Origin of the sequence: Pseudoalteromonas aurantia 208, assembly GCF_014858725.1 — a bacterium.
Classification (GTDB): domain Bacteria; phylum Pseudomonadota; class Gammaproteobacteria; order Enterobacterales; family Alteromonadaceae; genus Pseudoalteromonas; species Pseudoalteromonas aurantia.
Genome location: NZ_AQGV01000012.1, coordinates 1,138,858 through 1,157,556, shown reverse-complemented (window position 1 = coordinate 1,157,556; position 18,699 = coordinate 1,138,858). Strand labels below are relative to the sequence as shown.

The following is an 18,699-nucleotide window of genomic DNA, read 5'->3' as shown; positions in this document are numbered from 1 at the left end:
TGCTAACAAAGCGCTTTTTACTATTAGTGAACGGCTTAGCTTTGCTATAATGGCCTGTCATAAAAAAATTGTTTTGGAGAAAAACGCTTTGCACTTTACCGAACTGGGCATAGACACCCGATTAGAAACACAACTTGCACACCAAGGGATCACTTCACCAACTGAGATCCAAAGTCAGGCAGTACCAACTGCGATTGCTGGCCATGATGTGTTTGCTCAGTCTAAGACCGGATCGGGGAAAACGCTCGCGTTCTTGCTTCCTGCAATTCACCGCGTTATGAAACAACGAGCCCTCAGTAAACGAGACCCTCGAGTGCTCATTATTGCCCCAACTCGGGAGCTTGCAACCCAAGTATTTTCGCAATGTCGATTGTTAATTGCAGGAACCAGTATATCGGTTGTAAAAGTACTCGGTGGTGAAAACTTTAATGACCAAGTTAAAGCATTACGTAAAGATCCCCAAATAGTCATAGGTTCTCCGGGCCGAATTGCCGACCACTTAGAACAGCGCTCATTACAATTATCTGGTCTAGAGCTTCTTATATTTGATGAAGCCGATCGCATGCTTGATTTAGGGTTTGCTCCACAATTAAACCTTATTAATGAACAAGCTAACCACCGACTGCGCCAGACACTCTTATTCAGCGCGACACTCGATCATGCACAGGTAGAAGTCACTTCTCGCAATCTGTTACGTGCACCTAAAAAGATAATTTTAAGTGATGCGCATCAACAGCATGGTGATATCAAACAAACATTATTCTTTGCTGATCACCTTGATCATAAAGATGCATTATTAAAACACTTCGTGACCCAAGATAACGTAGGGCAATGTATCATTTTTACCGCAACGCGAAATGACACCGTGCGTATAAGTGAACTGCTGAATACACTGAAGATTAAAGCGGTTGCCCTTGCTGGTGACTTACCGCAAAATAAACGTCTCGATATTATGGATACATTTAGTCGAGGTTTATTTAAAGTTTTAGTAACGACCGATGTGGCATCTCGAGGTCTTGATTTGTTAAGTGTCACTCATGTAATTAACTTTGATTTACCCAAACAAGCCGAAGAATATGTCCACCGTATTGGCCGTACTGGCCGCGCTGGTTTCAAAGGCATCGCTATCTCATTAGTTGGTCCAAAAGATTGGAACAGCTTTGTTGCCATCAAAAATTACCTCAATGATACATTATCATTTGAAAGTGTTGATGGGCTAGAAGCTAAATTTAAAGGCTTTAGACCACCAAAACCTAAAACTACAAAATCAGAAAAAGTAAAACCCGCCCAACCTAAGGCGGCCAAAAAACCGCTGAGAAGAAAGCCAACAAAACCTAAAAAGGCCATCCCTGCCCCATTTGATATTGACGGGCATGCTCCATTACGTCGTAAACCAAAGCCAACAGAGGAATAACCATGCTGGGTAGCATTCAAAATTTAATGATCAATGAATTATGTGCCGAAGGCGCATACCTAGACGGTCGCGAGTTAGGCGAGGTTTTTTTACCTAAAGCTGAAGTTGAGTATCATCTAGAGCTGGGTGATAGCATACAAGTCTTCATCTTCCAAGATTCTCAAGGCCATATGACCGGAACCACGCAGACACCCATTGCACAAGTGGGTGAATTTGCACTGTTGCGCGTAAAAGAGATTAACAGCTTTGGGGCATTTCTTGATTTGGGTATCAGTAAAGATATCCTCGCGCCTTTCAATGAACAAAAACCAAAAATGCGCGATGGTCATAGTTACTTAGTTAAGTTATATCTTGATAATGCGAGTCAACGATTATGTGCTTCCAGTAACATCAATAAATTTGTTAATAAAATAGAGCCCGAATATACACCACTAGAAGAAGTCAATTTAATTGTCGCCTCAAAAACTGATATTGGTTATAAGGTGATTATTAATGAGCAGCATTTAGGTGTTATATTTTTCAATACTATATTCAAGCGTATGTTTATCGGCCAAAAGCTTAAAGGCTTCGTCAAAACAGTACGCGAAGATGGTAAAATTGATGTCGTACTTGAAAAGCCAGGTATGGCAAAGGTGACCGGTTTAAGTGAGCAGATTTTAGCAGAACTCACTGCCAAAGGTGGCTTTATACCCCTTGGTGATAAGTCAGATCCAGAACTCATAAGAAAAACTTTCTCGACCAGTAAGGCAAACTTTAAAAAAGCAATTGGTGGTTTGTTTAAGCAAGGTAAAATTGATATCGAAGCTAAATCAATTACCCTACGAAAATAATTTGCAACCATACCTAAAGGCCCACTATTCAGCGGGCCTAGTAAACGCGTTTGAATGCATTTGCTCTTCCCTCTAAATCATGACACTTTTTTACAAATATACTACGTATTTATAGCTATACTAACACCCTGATAAAAAAGGATATGTATGAAAAGTACGATTGGATGTATCATTATCTGTATCACGCAAACTGGGTGTATTTTTGTGCCTAAGAATGTCACCTATTATGATGAAAAATGCCAAGTTTATGCAAAGAAGAGTACGCTTGAATCGTCAAATAAAATGATCACGCTAAGTGCATGTGGAAATGAAGTAACGTGTGGCGCAGCACTTGCGAGCGCAGGGTTAGTCAGTGCAGCTAGCTTGGTGGTATCAGGATCCATTTCTGTGATTGCCAACACGGTTTACTGGATTGAAAAAGAAAAAGGTTGTATCACTGACACGCAAAAGAAAGTATATCCTAAACAGCAGCTCGTACCAAAATCAACTGATACATTACATGACATTTCTGTTAAGGAAGAAGTAGTCACAAGTGAGCGCACCTAAAACGCTTGAACTACTCATGCTATTCCAATAGTAGAGAACATTATAAATCCAGAGCTTATGCAAACCGCCTAACTATCAAAAACCGTACGATGAAAATGCAACTAAGCTGTGTTCACTTAATGACTGTAGCTAACCTCTAGTTTGGATAAGGGTTTTGGAATAGAAAATGTTTTGTAAACAAACTTACTTACAATCCAATGATGATATTTTGTTCAATATCAAGGCGCTTTTATGCAGTAATAGCGGGCTATTACTGCATAAAAGCAACGCCGAGAGTGAGAAAATAGCTTTATTGGGCAAATTCGCTTATCCAGAGCTGAGGTTAGCTAATACATCCGAATAATTTCCCCATCATAAATCCCTAAACGATATTCCCTAATGACGGTGGTATGTACAATAGTGAAAAGTCAAAATTTGTAACGCATTTTTGCCACAAAGTACATACTTTAAACAATAAGCTGGGCAAAGTATCATAAGCAACTTGTATGCTTTAGGTACCTTATTTGTAAGCCATTAATGAATTAATAATTACAGTTATATCTTATAATAAAATGTAATTTTGCTTACTTATGCGATAAGATTACCATCCAGCCCCTTTTAAATTATTACCACTTTTCATAAATCTATGAATAGTTATTCCCATTTACTAATTCAAGGAAAGACCATGCCTAGACTTACCTTTTTGGCCACATCAATTGCTGTTACCCTTTCAGTTTTGAGCACGAGTGCTGAGTCAACTGAGCAACAAATAAAATTAACCACGGAAGTAATAGAAGTTACAGGCACTCGTAGAAGCTTACGAAGCATTTCAGAAAGCACTGTACCTGTTGATATTATAGGTATTGATGACATGGAAAGTTCAGGTCAACTTGAGTTGAGTCAAGTATTAACTACTTTGATCCCAAGTTTTAATTTTCCGAATTCACAATTGGCCGATGGCACTGATCATGCCAGACCGGCTGTATTACGAGGGTTGGCACCCGACCATACTCTGGTACTTATTAATGGTAAACGTCGCCATGCCGGAGCGCTACTTAACTTAAATGGCACCGTAGGGCGTGGCTCATCCGCTGTAGATTTAAATACAATACCAACAGCTGCCATTAAACGCATTGAAGTGTTACGAGATGGCGCCGCCGCCCAATACGGTTCAGATGCAATTGCTGGCGTTATCAACATCATACTGAAAGATGCTAACCATGGTGGCAGCATGTCGTTAACCTATGGGCAGCATGATACCCAAATGGCAGGCTCTGCGCAGCTAACACAAATCTATGCTGACGAAGCAGGTGATCTGGCCTTCAAAAAAGGCAGCGATAGAAAACGAGTTGATGGTGAGACAGCCACTTTCAGTGCCAATATTGGCTTTAGACCGTTCGAACATGGATTTATTAATCTCGCAGCTGAACTAAGGGACAAAAATGCCACTAACCGCTCTGGTATTGACCAACGTGAACAATATGCGCGTGACGGAAACGATAATCTTGACACAAGAGAGTTCTCAGCACAGCGTTATAATCACCGCTTTGGTAAGCCAGAAACCCAAGATCTCGCACTATTTTACAATGCAGGTTTAACGCTTGATGGTGATGCTCAGCTATATTCTTTTGGCAGTTACTCAGCCCGCGAAGGAAACTCAGGGGGGTTCTTTAGACGTGCAAAAGACAGTAGAAATGTTTCTGAAGTATACCCTGATGGATTTTTACCTCAAATAGAGTCTGATGTAAAAGACCTTTCTTTTGCTATTGGTATTTCTGGAACTCACGGAAACTGGGATTATGATTTAAGTACAAATTACGGTCGGAATGACTTTTCATTCGCGGTGGTCAATAGTATTAATACTTCTATGGGCCTTGCGAGCCCAACAGAATTCGATAATGGCGCGCTTATTTATGGACAATGGCTAGTTAATGCTCAAGCAAAAACAGATTTTGATTTAGGCTTGTACGACAGTGTATTTTTTACCGTCGGTGGTGAGTATAGAGATGAAAACTACAAGATCAACGCTGGCGAACTTGCGTCATACCTTACCGTGCTTGATTCACAAGGCCTACCTGTTGCCGCAGGAGGCGCACAAGTACTTGCTGGTTTCTCACCGGCCAGCGCGGTGAACGAATCAAGAGATAACATTGCATTGTTTGCTGAATTTGATACATATATCAATGAAAGCGTAAACGTCATATTCGCAACCCGTTTTGAAGATTATAGCGATTTCGGTTCAACATTAACGGGAAAACTAGCATCGCGTTATGTCGTAAACGAACAACTATCGTTGCGCGGTGCCATTAGTTCTGGATTCAGAGCGCCTTCATTGGCACAAACGTCCTATAAATCTGTAGCCACTGTTTTTGAAAATGGCGTGCCCAATGAAGTTGGCTTATTCCCCGTTAATACAGCTGCCGCCCAAGCGCTTGGCGCTAAGCCGCTAGAAGCTGAAAAGTCCACCAATATGACCGGTGGGTTTATTTATGAACGCGACCAATTTAGCTTTACGCTCGATGCTTACCAAATAGATATCAACGACCGAATTGTACTATCTGAAAACTTAAGTGGACCCGCGGTAGAGCAAATATTAACAGAGGCAGGTGAAAATAATGTTCAGCGGGTACGCTACTTCACCAATGCCATTGACTCTCGCACTAAGGGGGTCGATATAGTAGCGACTTACAATTTTGATGTTAAAAACCTAGGCCAATTAAGGCTCAGTGCCGCGATAAACTTTAATGATACTGACGTTACAAATGTCAAAGCAAACCCTGCAGAACTTTCAGCATTAGGTGAAAGTTATCAGTACTTTGCGCGTCGCGAAATTGCCCGTTTTGAAGAAGGTACCCCTAAAGACAAATGGAACCTTGTTGCAAAGTGGCACTATCAGCAATTTACGACAACGCTAAAAGCAACACGTTATGGAGAAGTGGTTGATTCATCGAGCAACATTGATAACGACGAGGTGCTTGCAGCAAAATGGATCGCAGACTTAGATGTCGCTTACCGCATTAACGAGCAATGGCGCATTGCCATGGGGGCAAACAACCTATTTGACCAATATCCTCAGGATACCGTTAGTAATATTGGATTTAGTAACTTTAATCAAATATTCCCCTACTCTGGCTTTTCAGCTTACAACACCGATGGGCGTTTTGTTTACGCGAAAGCATCTGTCACCTTTTAATACGCCGCCATTAAAAGAGCCAAACAACAGTTTGGCTTTATATTTCTTTTAGTTTGAGAAAGACTCTAGTGCAACGCAGCTGTAAATGGAATACTCTTACAGATCTCAGCTTCGGCAATTAACACCTCTTCTAAGCGCGTATCAATGAGTGCTTTATCGAAGTATTCATACGCCAATTCAACAAATAGATTCTTATGCTTTTCTTCTGATTTAGCAATGGCCACATAAAACTCTTTTTCTTTGCCTTCAGGCAAAGCTTCTGCGACCAAAGAGAACCGTTCGTGTCCTCTCGCTTCTATAACAGCAGCAACCAATAGGCGGTCAATTAAAAATTCGTCTTTACCGTTTCTAAAAATGGCTCTAATTTTTTTTATATAGGGGTCTTTTTGATCATTACCTAAAATTATTTCTCGCTCATTCAGCAACTTTAACACTTGTTTAAAATGGATCATTTCTTCAATTGCGAGATCAGCCATCGCCTTCACTAATTTTATTCTGTCTGGATAATGGCTCAACATAGACATGGCCATACCTGATGCTTTCTTTTCTGCTGCGGCGTGATCTTGTAAAAAGGTGCCAAAGTCTTCAAGTACTTTATGTGTCCATTCAAATGGTGTGTGATATTTTAATTCAAACATACTTACTTCTCTTTTATCCTACCTTTCTACTCATTCATAAATATCTAGTAAAAAGCACTAACTAAAAATTGCGTGCATTCTATCGCACATACCAGCGATGACAAAGGCTAAACTGGCGATAATAACACCGTATCTTTATCGACTTTGCCTTCTCGAGTAGAAGACACTTTGAGTGGGTGTTTTATCATATTCCAAGCCGTCACTTTGCCCTTTTTATTCAAAAACGGCATTGTCGCTTGCGTTTCTACCTGTAAAAATTCAGCAAGCTTACTCATTGCATCATCCGTCGCTAAATTTAATTCAATATAATCGAGGTTGTGTTCATTGAAAAAATTAATCGCTATTGCTTTATGCTCATTGTAACACTGTGTTAGAAATTGATTATCGCTTGTATTATTAGGCGTGAGGCCATAAAACGTCGTTAAATAGCACCGCTTAATGGTGTCATTAAATCCACCTTGCTCACTAAATAAATTGTTCGACATACGTGTTAGTAACTGCGATATAGAAGGAAGCCACTGATCAAGCGCTCTATCCAAGTATATGTATTTGGCATCTGGATAGCGATTAGCTAACATTCGATAATCATTAAAGATTGGGGTGTCTGCTAAGACTTCAGCATTTTGAAACGTTTGTCTCGTATAAGCGGTATGTGCCGTCTTAAACCCCAGCTCTAAACATGCTACACATACGCTCGTCGTACCTGTTCTAGGCAGGCCCACTATAAACACTTTTTTCATCAAACGATATACACTATTAAACTCGTTGCACTGAGCCCTAATAATACCAAAAACGTTAACGCCATGCCCACGACTCGAAGTTTTAAATTCTCTCGCTTAATCGCTTGCCAATGAATAACCCTAGCTACAAGAAACACAACGCCAGCAGTATGCACTATCCAAGAGCTAATACCTTGAAACTCTAATATAAATAATAATATAAGGGTAAGCGGAGTATACTCACTAAAATTTGCGTGGGCCCTAATGGCATTCGTTAAAGACTGATTTCCACCATCCCCAAGCCCTACTTTTTGTTTTTTGCGAATCGCTATAATTTCAAAGCTTAATTTAATATAAAATAATATAAGCAAAGCCGCATACAGGCTGATCGTCATAGGTCACCTTGTCATGAATTAGTGTAAAGTGGCCAATATAGCGAAAATAAACGTAGAGCACCGCTTTTATTTAGTTATCAATTGTGTACACCGCATAGACTTTGGCATTTAGTGTTAATGCTCCAGTGTTATAAGCTTGTTCAACATTTCCTGATGATGCATGCATCAGCTTCATTGACTCAGCACGTGCGTATGGCGTACGAGGTGTTTCCATGGGCGAGAATGATACAGAATACAAGCCATCTAATTTAACTTCAAAATCACTCGCAAGCTCTTTTGCTGCCAATTTAGCATCCTTAATTGCCGCCTTGTTTAAGTCTTTCATTAACGTACTTCTATTACTGACTTCAAACTGGGTGTTATTAAACTCGTTAATGCCTGCATCAACCAATTTTTGTAGTAATACAGGATAGTCCTCAAGCTTTTTCAACGTCAATGTGAGTGCACGGCTGACTCGAAAACCCTCGAACTCTTCTTGATTAGTTGTGCGATTATAACGAGTTTGCCTATAAACATTAAGCTGTTCAGCATGAATATCGTCCACTCGAATATGGTGAGACTTGGCGATAGCAATTGCATTGGCCATTATATCATCCACGGTTGTCTTTGCCTCTGGAAGCGATTTGCTTTTTTGCGTAATTGCAACTCGAATAACCGCCTGATCAGGTTGCACCTGCATATGCGCATTGCCTTGGACATAAAGGTGAGGAGTTAGTGGCAAAGAGCCTGCATAACTGTGTGCACAAAACAGTGCTGCAACAACGGTCGAAATTAGTTTCATATTTGTATCCTTATATATTACTGCTAAACATTGAAACATAATGGCCTTAATCATGGCTGAATATTATAGGCATCTCTTAACCCTTGCTCTATAAACACCATCTCCTGTTTAAAAAACAGACCTTTATGTGCGTCAATAATCATTTGCTGCAAAGCGCTATTTTCAAGTGCTAGCTCGAACAAACTAACTGCCTTTCTGCCTTGTTCTGAGTTAGCACAAGCAATATAGCCAAATATAGTGAGGTCCGCACTCTCTATTTGATGATAAGTCACGCCATCACGTTGTGCTTGTTGTTTATGATGCTCTATGAAAACTGACGTATATTCAATAATACCATCCAGCTTTCCTTGAATGAGCATTTCACGCAGCCGATAAGCACTATTAGCCCCCTCTCCTACAATCAAATTATTACGGTAGGTTGCTATAAAATCGTCTACTTCCTTTCCATAAGAACGCCCTTTAGTCACACCCACACGTAACCCTTTAGAAACGACAATATCTTTCAAAGAAAGCTTTTTTGGTAAATTAGGATGACCACGGAGGATCAACCTATTGGCTGGAAATGCCATCAACGGATATTCAACAAACAAAGCGATTGCTTCACGCTCAGCTGTTTTTACTTTGTTATATAAGCAAATATTCGGATAGGTCTCAAGCTCACGCCACTCTCTAAGGCGGCTTGCTGGAATAAACTCTAATGACACTCTACCCTGAAGTTCGCGTTGCACGTTCAACAATAGCATCGTAGCTAAGTCTCTTGGTTCTTCACCTAAGCTTGGATTGTAATCTGATGCAATTTGAATTTTCAACGGCCGAGTATCCGCCATTGATGTAAATAAAACCAACGCTAGCAAACAGATTTTGAGCATTTATGCCTCCAGTTAGGTGAATAAAATGCATATCTCCTTAGCACTTGAACTATAAGTATAGAGTATTTTTGATACAAAAAAGCCAGCATGTGCTGGCTTAAATAAAGTGAATTAGATACTACAACGTTTATAATTCCTATATTTCGGTAGCCAGTAATTTCGATTAATAGCAGCCCAAATCGCATCATCATCCATTTCAAGCGCAACACCTTCTTCCATTGCGGCTTTAGCAACTGCGAACGCAATGCGTTTACTCAGCGCTTCAATCTCAACTAATGCAGGAAGTAAACTGCCTTTACCAGTATTGGCAAGCGGTGACGACTCAGCCAATGTTTTACTTGAAACCATTAACATTGCGTCTGTAATGCGTGTCGCTTTAGCTGCAATAACACCGAGCCCAATACCTGGAAAAATATAACTATTATTACATTGTGGAATTGGGAATGTATTACCCTCAAATTCAACAGGATCAAACGGGCTCCCTGTGGCAACAATTGCTTGTCCTTTAGTCCACTCAATAACATCTTTAGGGTGTGCTTCTACTTGACGAGATGGATTGCTTAGAGGGAAAATGATTGGCCGTTCACAGCCACTGTGCATTGCACGGATCACTTGCTCAGTAAATAATCCAGGCTGACCTGATACACCAATTAAAATATCAGGTTTTGCACAGTGCATAACATCAAGTAATGAAGCAAAATCACCACTGTAACTCCAATCTGCAAGTGCGTCTTTTGATTGCATTAATGCAGCTTGGAAATCACGTAAGTCACTCATACCTTCAGACAGTAATCCAAAACGATCTACCATATAGATTTGGCTGCGCGCTTGCTCGCTTGAAGCGCCTTCGGCTACCATTTGGCTAATAATTTGTTCGGCAATACCGCAACCTGCAGAGCCAGCACCTACAAACACCACTTTTTGTTCTGAGAGCTTTGCACCTTTAACACGGCAGGCCGCTAACAATGAACCAACAGTAACTGACGCAGTGCCTTGAATATCATCGTTAAAGCTGCATATTTCATTTCGGTAACGTTTAAGTAGCGGCATTGCATTAGGCTGCGCAAAGTCTTCAAACTGGAGTAACACACTAGGCCAACGACGCTTTACAGCATCAATGAACAAACCTAAAAACTCATCATACTCGTCTTGCCCAATACGCTTATGACGTGCTCCCATGTACATAGGGTCACTTAGTAACTTCTCGTTATTAGTACCAACATCTAACATAACAGGTAAGGTGTACGCTGGGCTTATGCCTCCACATGCGGTATATAATGACAATTTACCAATTGGGATCCCCATACCACCAATACCTTGATCTCCTAAACCAAGAATGCGCTCTCCATCCGTCACAACGATGACCTTGACTTTGCCTTTAGTCGCATTTCTTAAAATATCGTCTATTTGATAACGATCTTCATAAGAAATGAACAGACCTCTAGAGCTGCGATAGATATCAGAAAACTTTTCACACGCATCACCCACCGTTGGTGTGTAGATGATCGGCATCATTTCTTCTAAATGGTCACGTACCAACCGATAATAAAGTGTTTCATTGTTGTCTTGAATAGCACGCAAGTATATATGCTTATTTAAATTATCATTGAAGCTAGAATATTGTTGATAACAACGTTCAACCTGTTCTTCGATTGTTTCAAAGCGCGGTGGGACCAATCCCGTTAAATTAAAATTCTCTCGCTCACTTTGGCTAAATGCACTGCCCTTATTAAGTAGCGGCGTTTCAAGAAGATTAGGGCCAGAGAAAGGAATATATAGATAATTTGGATCTGTTTTTTTAGTCATATTTGCAGGCTTGACACATTTTAAAAGGCTAAGAATTTATTATTGCTGAAAGTGACCAAATATCAATGAAATTCGTTCACATCAGACCAATACAATCGACTCTGTAAACACATTGTTAAGCGTAGTACAGAGCCAACTATTATAGCGTAATTCTTTCTGCAAACCTATGACTATTAGTTACTTTCACCAAGAGCAATACCTTCTCGACGCGGATCAGCGCCACCTAAAAGCACTCCATCTTGGACTTGGATCACATGCAGCCCGGAATTTAAGTCTCGTATTTGTACTTTATGCCCTCGTTGTTCAAATGTTTCTTTTTGCTCAACAAGATTTGTCCCCTTCTCAAGCGTTGTATAACGATTTCGATTCGTGATTTTTGGCAAATTGATAGCTTGTTGTGGGCTTAAACCCCAGTCGAGTATTCCAATAATCGTTTGAGCCACATAATTAATAATACGGCTGCCACCGGGGGAACCTACGACCAATTTCAAACTCCCATCCATGTTAAACACCATAACCGGCGACATCGAACTTCTTGGTCGTTTATTCGCCTCAACCCTATTTGCCATCCACTTGCCCCCTTTCTTAGGGCTGAGTGAAAAATCGGTTAGCTGGTTGTTTAACAAATAACCATTAACCATGACCGTAGATCCAAATCCCATTTCAATCGAGCTGGTCATAGATACTGCATTCCCTTCCTCATCTACGATAGAAACGTGGGTTGTTGACGGCAACTCATAACCATCATCTTTTGCGTACACTAACACGTCACTTTTAGGAAGACCGACAGGTACATGATGGTCATCTTTATCAGTAATGAGTTGAGACCGCTTCTTTAAATAGCGTGAATCGAGTAATGCTTTGGTGGGTACATCAATAAAATCAGGATCGGCAACATAGTGATTTCGATCCGCAAAAGCTAACCGAGATGCTTGAGTAAATAGATGCAATGCGTACGCATCATTCGCTTTATATTGACTCAGCTTCTTCTCTTCTAACAACTTCAGTATTTGCAGCACAGCGATCCCTCCGCTACTGGGTGGCGCCATAGAGCATACTTTGTATTGATGGTAAGGAATGCAAATCGCATCTCGTGTTTTACTCGTATACTTAGCTAAATCACTGAGCTGCAATGTCCCCGGCGCAATTGCCGAAGTTTGCACAGCATCCACCATCTGTTTGGCATACGGTCCATTATAAAATGCATCAATGCCGTTGTTAGCCACTTGTTGGTACAATAGTGCTAGCTCTGGATTATTTTTTAGTGTGCCAGTGGCTAATGCTTGACCATTTGGATAAAAATATTCCTTGGCCGGCGATAGTTTTGACAAGCCAGGGTTAAAGTTCTTTTCGAGCAACATATTAAGCCTAGGGGAAACAACAAACCCTGATAAAGCAAGCTCAATTGCAGGCTCAAATAGCACTGACCAGCCAAGTTTACCATGGTCGTTATGCGCACTTTGGAAGGCGTGAAGTAAACCAGGTACACCCACAGAGCGTCCGCCGACAACGGCATCAATCCAACGGACAGGCTTTCCGGTTTTATCTAAAAACAGTGTATGGTCAGCGCCTGACGGGGCTGTTTCCCTACCATCATACGTGATTAGTTTCTTGGTTTTGTTATCAAAATACATTAAGAATGTCCCACCGCCAATACCCGATGACTGTGGCTCAACTAACGTCAAGACCAGCTGAGTGGCAATAGCAGCATCAACTGCATTACCGCCTAAGGCTAGCATTTTTTGACCTGCTTTAGTGGCGTAAGGGTTTGCCGCTGCAACCATAAATCTATTTGCGGTAACTTGTTGTTTGTTTTGTAGCCCCGTCGCCCCTTCTGGCTCTCGGGTTTCTCTTTGCTGTTTTCCTCCCGAAATACACGAAGAAACCAACAAAGTAGAGGTGATGGCGACGAGTAATGGCACAGACTTAATCATTTTATTCACTTTTGTATTGTTCTAAGCATTGGCATCATAAAAGTAAATAGGCACAATATGCAAAAAATAAAGATGCTTATAACCAAATTATTATGCTCGACTTACCTTTTGATAAAAAATATATTTTACCACCTCTTTGCCTAATATTGCTAAGTACACTGTTAATGCTGTTCAATAACAATGCATTATTAGAGTTTAACCGCAGCCTCATCGAACAACATCAGTGGTGGCGGCTATTCAGTAGTCAGTTTGTTCATGCCAATTGGACTCACTTAGGGTTAAATGTACTTGGTATTGTATTTATATGGATCCTTCATGCAGAGCACCGTAGCCCGGTTTGTTTCGCGTTACATACGCTATTTTTAGCAATTTGGACCGGTACAGGCATATGGCTTTTTTGTCCTGATATCAATATTTACACCGGATTAAGTGGCTTGCTTCACGGCGTAATAGTTTGGGGGGCTATCAAAGATATCAGCGTGGGAATGCGCTCGGGCGCTTTACTGTTCATTGGCATTTGGATAAAACTAGGTTGGGAGCAATGGCAAGGTCCTAGCGCTGATGTTGGCGCGTTAATCGAATCACGTGTTGCGATTGAAGCACATTTAATTGGTGCTCTCGGTGGTTTGTTGTTAAGTGCGACGTTACTCTACCCCCCAAAAAAAGGCAACTAGACTAGAAACTTTCCAGGATAAAATAAAAAACGCCAACTCAAAATGTTGGCGTTTTATACATGCAGCGTACCTTATAAAATCATAAATTTTCTTTAAATAGCTTGTATATACGGCGATATTCATCTAGCCAACTAGAAGGTTGTACAAAACCATGGGGCTCTACGGGGTAAATAGCCGTTTCAAAGTCTTGCTTTTCAAGTTCAATTAATCGCTGTACGAGTCTTACTACATCCTGAAAGAATACATTGTCATCAATCATTGGCGCATTGATCAACAAGTCATTCTTCAAGCCTTCAGCATGATAAATCGGTGAACTTCTGCGATATGCAATTGGATCAACATCAGGGTGATTCAAAATATTCGAGGTATAGGGTGTATTGTAGTATGCCCAATCAGTTACAGGACGCAGTGCTGCACCCGCCTGGAATAAATCTGGTTGCGTAAACAAAGCCATAAATGTCATAAACCCGCCATATGAACCGCCATACGTGCCGACTGCATTGGTATCAACATTCGCATGTTCTGCCATCCATTTAACGCCATCAGCTAAATCTTCAATTTCTGGTTTACCCATTTGACGGTAAATAGCGGTGCGCCAATCTCGACCATACCCTTTTGATGCGCGATAATCCATATCCATAACTACGTAGCCTTCACTTGCTAACAGTGAGTGGAACATGAATTCACGGAAGTACCCAGACCACCCCATGTGAGAGTTTTGTAAATAACCCGCTCCATGATTAAAGATAACGGCTTTACGTTTTTTGCCGACTTCACCTTCAACATAATCAGCCGGATAGTACACTTTGGCATACACTGGCTGTTCGGTGTGACTTGAAGGCACTGCCACTATTTTTGGCGCAATCAATTTCTTATTCAAAAATGCATCTGATACAGTATTCGTCAAACGCGTTACCTGCGCGTTCGTTTTAGCATCGGCCACATATAGCTCATTCGGCATCATTATTTTTGAATGATTTAGAAGTAGCTTTGATTCATCCGGACTCAAACTATAATCAGTCATACCATTTAAGTCTGTGAGCGTTTCTTTCACGCCTGTATTTGGATCTACTCGATAAATTTCATATAAACCAGGGTGCTCAATATTCGCTTTGAAGTAAATTGCGCTATCGTCTTTACTCAATGTTAAATGCGAAACGACATAATTACCTGACGTTAACTGTTTAGACTTCCCCGATAAGGGCTTTATGTATATGTGGCTATAGCCTGACTCTTCAGATAAATAATAAAGTGTGTCTGAATTATTCAACCAGCCAAAATCATTGTATGTATAGTTTACCCATGCGTCATCATGCAGACGATGCTGTGGCACAAACTTATCTGCATCAAAATCTACAGTTGCAATCCAGCGGTCTTTGTTATCCCATGCTTCAAGCATAACAGCAACCTCAGTTCCAGATTGATTCCATTGAATGGCACTTTGATCCCAGCCCCAATCGCTTATCAAGTTAATAGCACGAGGTGCTTTAACTGCTTTGTATGTCTCTCCTAACGCTTTCGCATTCTCAGCTTTGACAGCGGCCAATACGTCCTCATCAAAACCAGGTAACGAATTATAGCTCAGGGTAACTTGATTATTTCGGGCCAAATCAAGTAGTAGTACGTCGGAACTTGTTGCTTGTGCTTGCGCTACACGGCGACGCGCTTTAACAGGGTCGATATCTCCATTTTGGCTGACATAGTTAGGCATAATGTCAGTAGCCGCTCGCCAATCTGCGTTATTTGCTGTAACTACAATCAATTTATCACCTGCTGGTGATAAACTCGCTGATACTAAATACTTGTCTTTCCCCAAGTAAAAATGACTATTCGCGATCGTCGTATTCTGTTGTTTAAGTTGCTCTAGGCGCTGTTCTTTGTCTTTGCTATTTTTATGCTGTAAAGCAACATACTGAATCAGATTATGCTGCTCTTGTGCTATATAGCCTTTAGGCTCCAACGTACCTTTAGGCGCATCATCTAAGTGCAACTTTACTAGCTCTTTTGATTGGCCGGTATTGACATTAACTGTATAAAAAGTATTTTCAACTCGATATGCAATATCACCCGTTAGTAAAAACTTCAGCTGAGATGCACTTTCTGATGAGAAGGTAAGCTGTTTTATTTCACCAGAACTAATGGCTTTTACAAATATATTACCCTTAAAAGTATACGCTTGATGTTTTGCATTATCAGAATATATTGCGTTATCCGCACCAAGAGAGTGCAACTCTGCCAAAGTTACAGGAACCGGCGCGCTATTGTTAGCTACGATAAACGTATCTTTTAAATCAGTTCCTTCTTGCTTTTGTTTAAACACAACAGTGTTACTATCAGCTGCCCAAAACGCACTTTGTGGACTTCTCCCTAACCAATCTGGGTGAGCCATCGCTTGTTCTAATGTTATTTTTTTACCACCAAAGTCGACGGGGGTGGTGACAACGGTTGCAGGTGTTATTTGTGGCTGAACCTTGTTAGAAGAGTGACTTGTTGTTTGGCAACCAGTTAAAAGTAAACTTGATGCTATAGCGGCTGAGATAATAGATTGTTTAATCATTGCGCTTCTGTTGTTATGAAAATTGTCTCATTTAAGCAAATATGTCTTCATATTTCGACTTATTTAAGACTAACAACCAAGTTTCAAGATAAAAAAAGGCCAGTAAAGGTTACTGGCCAAATACTCTCTGCGCTCACATAATCGTTGATGGACAACGAGTATGAAGTGAGGCCTATCCACGCCTCATAAAATAAGACCGCCGAAACCACAAAAGAGTTCCAAATTAAATAAAACTTTTTACGAAATGTAACCATCTTTTATTAGTAATAAAAGCACACTGCTTACTATGATCCATAAAATCATGGCCATAGCGAATGGCCGCCAGCCAGTTTCTATGAGTACCTTTCTCGAAACGCCAGCACCAATCAAGAATAAAGTCGCAACCAAGATGTGTTTTGCCCCCGAGTAGACACTCTGCCAGACAACTTCGAACTGCTCAAACCACGTATTGCATAATGCCGCAATTAGAAACCCAAATATAAATAGTGGAATGTTGGCCTTTTCTTCACTTTTCCAAAATACGCCAGCCAATGCTGTATAGGGAATTATCCACATCGCCCGCGTTAACTTTATCGTTGTTGCAATACCCACCGCCAATGGGCTAAATGTTGCCGCTGCAGCAACCACACTACTGGTGTCATGAATAGCCAGTGCAGCCCAAACAGCAAATTGCTGTTCTGAGAGTACAAAGTAATGGCCAATAAGGGGGAATATTATAAGGCCTACCGCGTTTAACAAAAACACCACTGCAAGCGCAACAGCAATCTCATGTTCTTTGGCTTTAATAACTGGCGCCATAGCTGCAATGGCACTACCGCCACATATTGCGGTACCAAAAGAGATTAAAATACCGGTGTTTTTATTTAGTCTAAATAGTTGAGTCAGTATTTCTCCTAAACCAATGATTGCGGTAATGCTAACAATGGTTAACACGATTGAACTGCGACCGACTTCTAGTACATCATATATATTGACATTAAAACCGAGTCCAATCACTGCGACTTTCAGCATCCATTTACTGACTTTGCTACTCCAAGCCTCCATGGGGTTTCCCCAGCACCACGTATACAGCATCCCCATGGCAAGGGCCAATGCGGGTCCAACGAAGGATGTAAAACTCGCAATAAATAACAACAAGAAACTACATTGACTAAAAGTCATCATATGCCACGTTTTTAAATCCAAAAAAAGCCGGATATTAAATCCGGCTATTGGTTAATTTAGAATAAGTTGGTGCCCAGTCGCGAGTACACCGGGGTAGTACTCCTCTGGCAGAAATTCTGCAAGTTCACCTAGCTTTTCTCCCAACTCATGCAGCGAGTTAGCTGACACATTAATGTGCCCCATTTTTCGACCAGGCTTCGCAGTTTTACCGTACCAATGGCTCGTCACGCCATCGACGGTTAGTACTGTACTCGGAATGCTTTGCTGACCCAACACATTGATCATCGCTGTCGGCCTAATCAAGGTGGTCGAACCCAACGGCAATCCAGAAATTGCACGCATATGGTTCTCAAATTGACTTGTATGACAGCCCTGTTGTGTCCAATGCCCTGAATTATGAACACGTGGCGCAATTTCGTTAACCAGCAGCTCCCCTTGTACATCAAAAAACTCGATGGCTAAAACACCCACATAATTAAGCGAATTGGCCAATGCATTAAAAGCATCTTCAGCTTGTTGCTGAATATCATTTTTCTCTTTACCTGCAATCGACAAGGTCAACACACCATCCGTATGTTGATTTTCAGTCAATGGATAGATTTTACACTGTCCGTTACGATCACGAACACCAATAATCGATACTTCACGATCAAATGGGATCATTTTCTCAGCAATAATAGAATGTGGACTCAGTGTTGTACCTGTCGATAAAAACTCAGCCATTTCTAACCAGATTGACTCAATATCCTCGACTGATTTAACACGCCACTGCCCTTTACCGTCATAACCGGCTTGACACGTTTTGACAACCATAGGCAAAGCCAATTGTTCTACGGCATCTAAAAAGTGCTGTTTTTCGGTGATCAATTTATAAGGCGCACATTTCACTGCCGCTTTATCAAGTAACGCTTTCTCTTTCGCTCGATCACCGCCAGTCGCTATGGCTTGCGCACCTGGATAAAACTTCCCGCTGAGTGAACATTGTTCAAGCACATCATGAGGGATATGCTCAAACTCAGCCGTGATTGCGCAACTTGATGCAATCGCCTGTGATAACGATTGCTCACTAAGCTGACCGGTAACCGGATTAACGACCTTTTTAGTGCTAACGTCATACGCTAACACATGTAAATCTAAATGCGTCGCAGATAAACTCATCATCCGCGCTAACTGCCCTGACCCTAAAACTAATATATTCAT

General features: G+C 41.0%; 15 protein-coding genes. 5 read left to right on the top strand and 10 right to left on the bottom strand.

Features of this window, described 5'->3' with window-relative positions; genetic code table 11:
• Nucleotides 1–88: 88 nt before the first annotated feature.
• The 4 genes from PAUR_RS08895 (at nucleotide 89) to PAUR_RS08880 (ending at nucleotide 5,962) form a co-directional block, all read left to right on the top strand.
• Nucleotides 89–1,414 carry a DEAD/DEAH box helicase gene (locus tag PAUR_RS08895; protein ID WP_192507412.1) on the top strand — a complete coding sequence of 442 codons (1,326 nt, stop codon included), beginning with the start codon at nucleotides 89–91 and terminating at the stop codon, nucleotides 1,412–1,414.
• On the top strand, nucleotides 1,411–2,244 hold the full coding sequence (locus PAUR_RS08890; RefSeq protein WP_192508544.1) for a CvfB family protein: 834 nt from the start codon (nucleotides 1,411–1,413) through the stop codon (nucleotides 2,242–2,244). Before PAUR_RS08895 ends, PAUR_RS08890 begins: the two co-directional genes overlap by 4 nt.
• Before the next feature lie 147 nt (nucleotides 2,245–2,391).
• A complete protein-coding gene (locus PAUR_RS08885) occupies nucleotides 2,392–2,790 on the top strand; it encodes a hypothetical protein (protein ID WP_192507411.1) in 399 nt (132 codons plus the stop codon).
• A 664-nt stretch (nucleotides 2,791–3,454) separates the two neighbouring features.
• Nucleotides 3,455–5,962 carry a TonB-dependent receptor plug domain-containing protein gene (locus PAUR_RS08880; RefSeq protein ID WP_192507410.1) on the top strand — a complete coding sequence of 836 codons (2,508 nt, stop codon included), beginning with the start codon at nucleotides 3,455–3,457 and terminating at the stop codon, nucleotides 5,960–5,962.
• A gap of 65 nt (nucleotides 5,963–6,027) precedes the next feature.
• Here the strand turns inward: PAUR_RS08880 and miaE are convergent, their stop codons facing one another.
• The 7 genes from miaE to ggt form a co-directional block, all read right to left on the bottom strand.
• A complete protein-coding gene (gene miaE / locus PAUR_RS08875) occupies nucleotides 6,028–6,600 on the bottom strand; it encodes a tRNA-(ms[2]io[6]A)-hydroxylase (RefSeq protein ID WP_192507409.1) in 573 nt (190 codons plus the stop codon).
• A gap of 107 nt (nucleotides 6,601–6,707) precedes the next feature.
• On the bottom strand, nucleotides 6,708–7,340 hold the full coding sequence (locus PAUR_RS08870) for a sulfotransferase (protein ID WP_192507408.1): 633 nt from the start codon (nucleotides 7,338–7,340) through the stop codon (nucleotides 6,708–6,710).
• Nucleotides 7,340–7,714, bottom strand: a complete 375-nt coding sequence (locus PAUR_RS08865) for an MAPEG family protein (RefSeq protein WP_192507407.1) — start codon at nucleotides 7,712–7,714, stop codon at nucleotides 7,340–7,342. Before PAUR_RS08865 ends, PAUR_RS08870 begins: the two co-directional genes overlap by 1 nt.
• Nucleotides 7,715–7,784: 70 nt before the next feature.
• Complete coding sequence (locus PAUR_RS08860) at nucleotides 7,785–8,495, bottom strand: SIMPL domain-containing protein (RefSeq protein WP_192507406.1); 711 nt, start codon at nucleotides 8,493–8,495, stop codon at nucleotides 7,785–7,787.
• A 50-nt stretch (nucleotides 8,496–8,545) separates the two neighbouring features.
• A complete protein-coding gene (locus PAUR_RS08855) occupies nucleotides 8,546–9,364 on the bottom strand; it encodes an ABC transporter substrate-binding protein (protein ID WP_192507405.1) in 819 nt (272 codons plus the stop codon).
• A gap of 111 nt (nucleotides 9,365–9,475) precedes the next feature.
• Nucleotides 9,476–11,170 (bottom strand): NAD-dependent malic enzyme, encoded by a 1,695-nt coding sequence (locus PAUR_RS08850; protein WP_192507404.1) that lies wholly within the window; start codon nucleotides 11,168–11,170, stop codon nucleotides 9,476–9,478.
• 173 nt (nucleotides 11,171–11,343) lie between these two features.
• A complete protein-coding gene (ggt, locus tag PAUR_RS08845; protein WP_192507403.1) occupies nucleotides 11,344–13,104 on the bottom strand; it encodes a gamma-glutamyltransferase in 1,761 nt (586 codons plus the stop codon).
• A gap of 92 nt (nucleotides 13,105–13,196) precedes the next feature.
• On the opposite strand from ggt, the gene rrtA reads away from it, so the two are divergent.
• Entirely contained in the window at nucleotides 13,197–13,778 is a 582-nt protein-coding gene (rrtA, locus tag PAUR_RS08840) for a rhombosortase (protein ID WP_192507402.1), read from the top strand.
• A gap of 79 nt (nucleotides 13,779–13,857) precedes the next feature.
• On the opposite strand, the gene PAUR_RS08835 is transcribed toward rrtA, so the two are convergent.
• The 3 genes from PAUR_RS08835 to PAUR_RS08825 all read right to left on the bottom strand — a co-directional run bounded on the left by PAUR_RS08835 (nucleotide 13,858) and on the right by PAUR_RS08825 (nucleotide 18,699).
• The gene (locus PAUR_RS08835) at nucleotides 13,858–16,335 is read right to left on the bottom strand and encodes a S9 family peptidase (RefSeq protein ID WP_192507401.1); all 2,478 of its coding nucleotides are present in this window, start codon (nucleotides 16,333–16,335) and stop codon (nucleotides 13,858–13,860) included.
• Nucleotides 16,336–16,572: 237 nt separating this feature from the next.
• Nucleotides 16,573–17,499 (bottom strand): YeiH family protein, encoded by a 927-nt coding sequence (locus PAUR_RS08830; RefSeq protein WP_192507400.1) that lies wholly within the window; start codon nucleotides 17,497–17,499, stop codon nucleotides 16,573–16,575.
• Nucleotides 17,500–17,550: 51 nt separating this feature from the next.
• Nucleotides 17,551–18,699 (bottom strand): 5-(carboxyamino)imidazole ribonucleotide synthase, encoded by a 1,149-nt coding sequence (locus tag PAUR_RS08825; RefSeq protein ID WP_192507399.1) that lies wholly within the window; start codon nucleotides 18,697–18,699, stop codon nucleotides 17,551–17,553.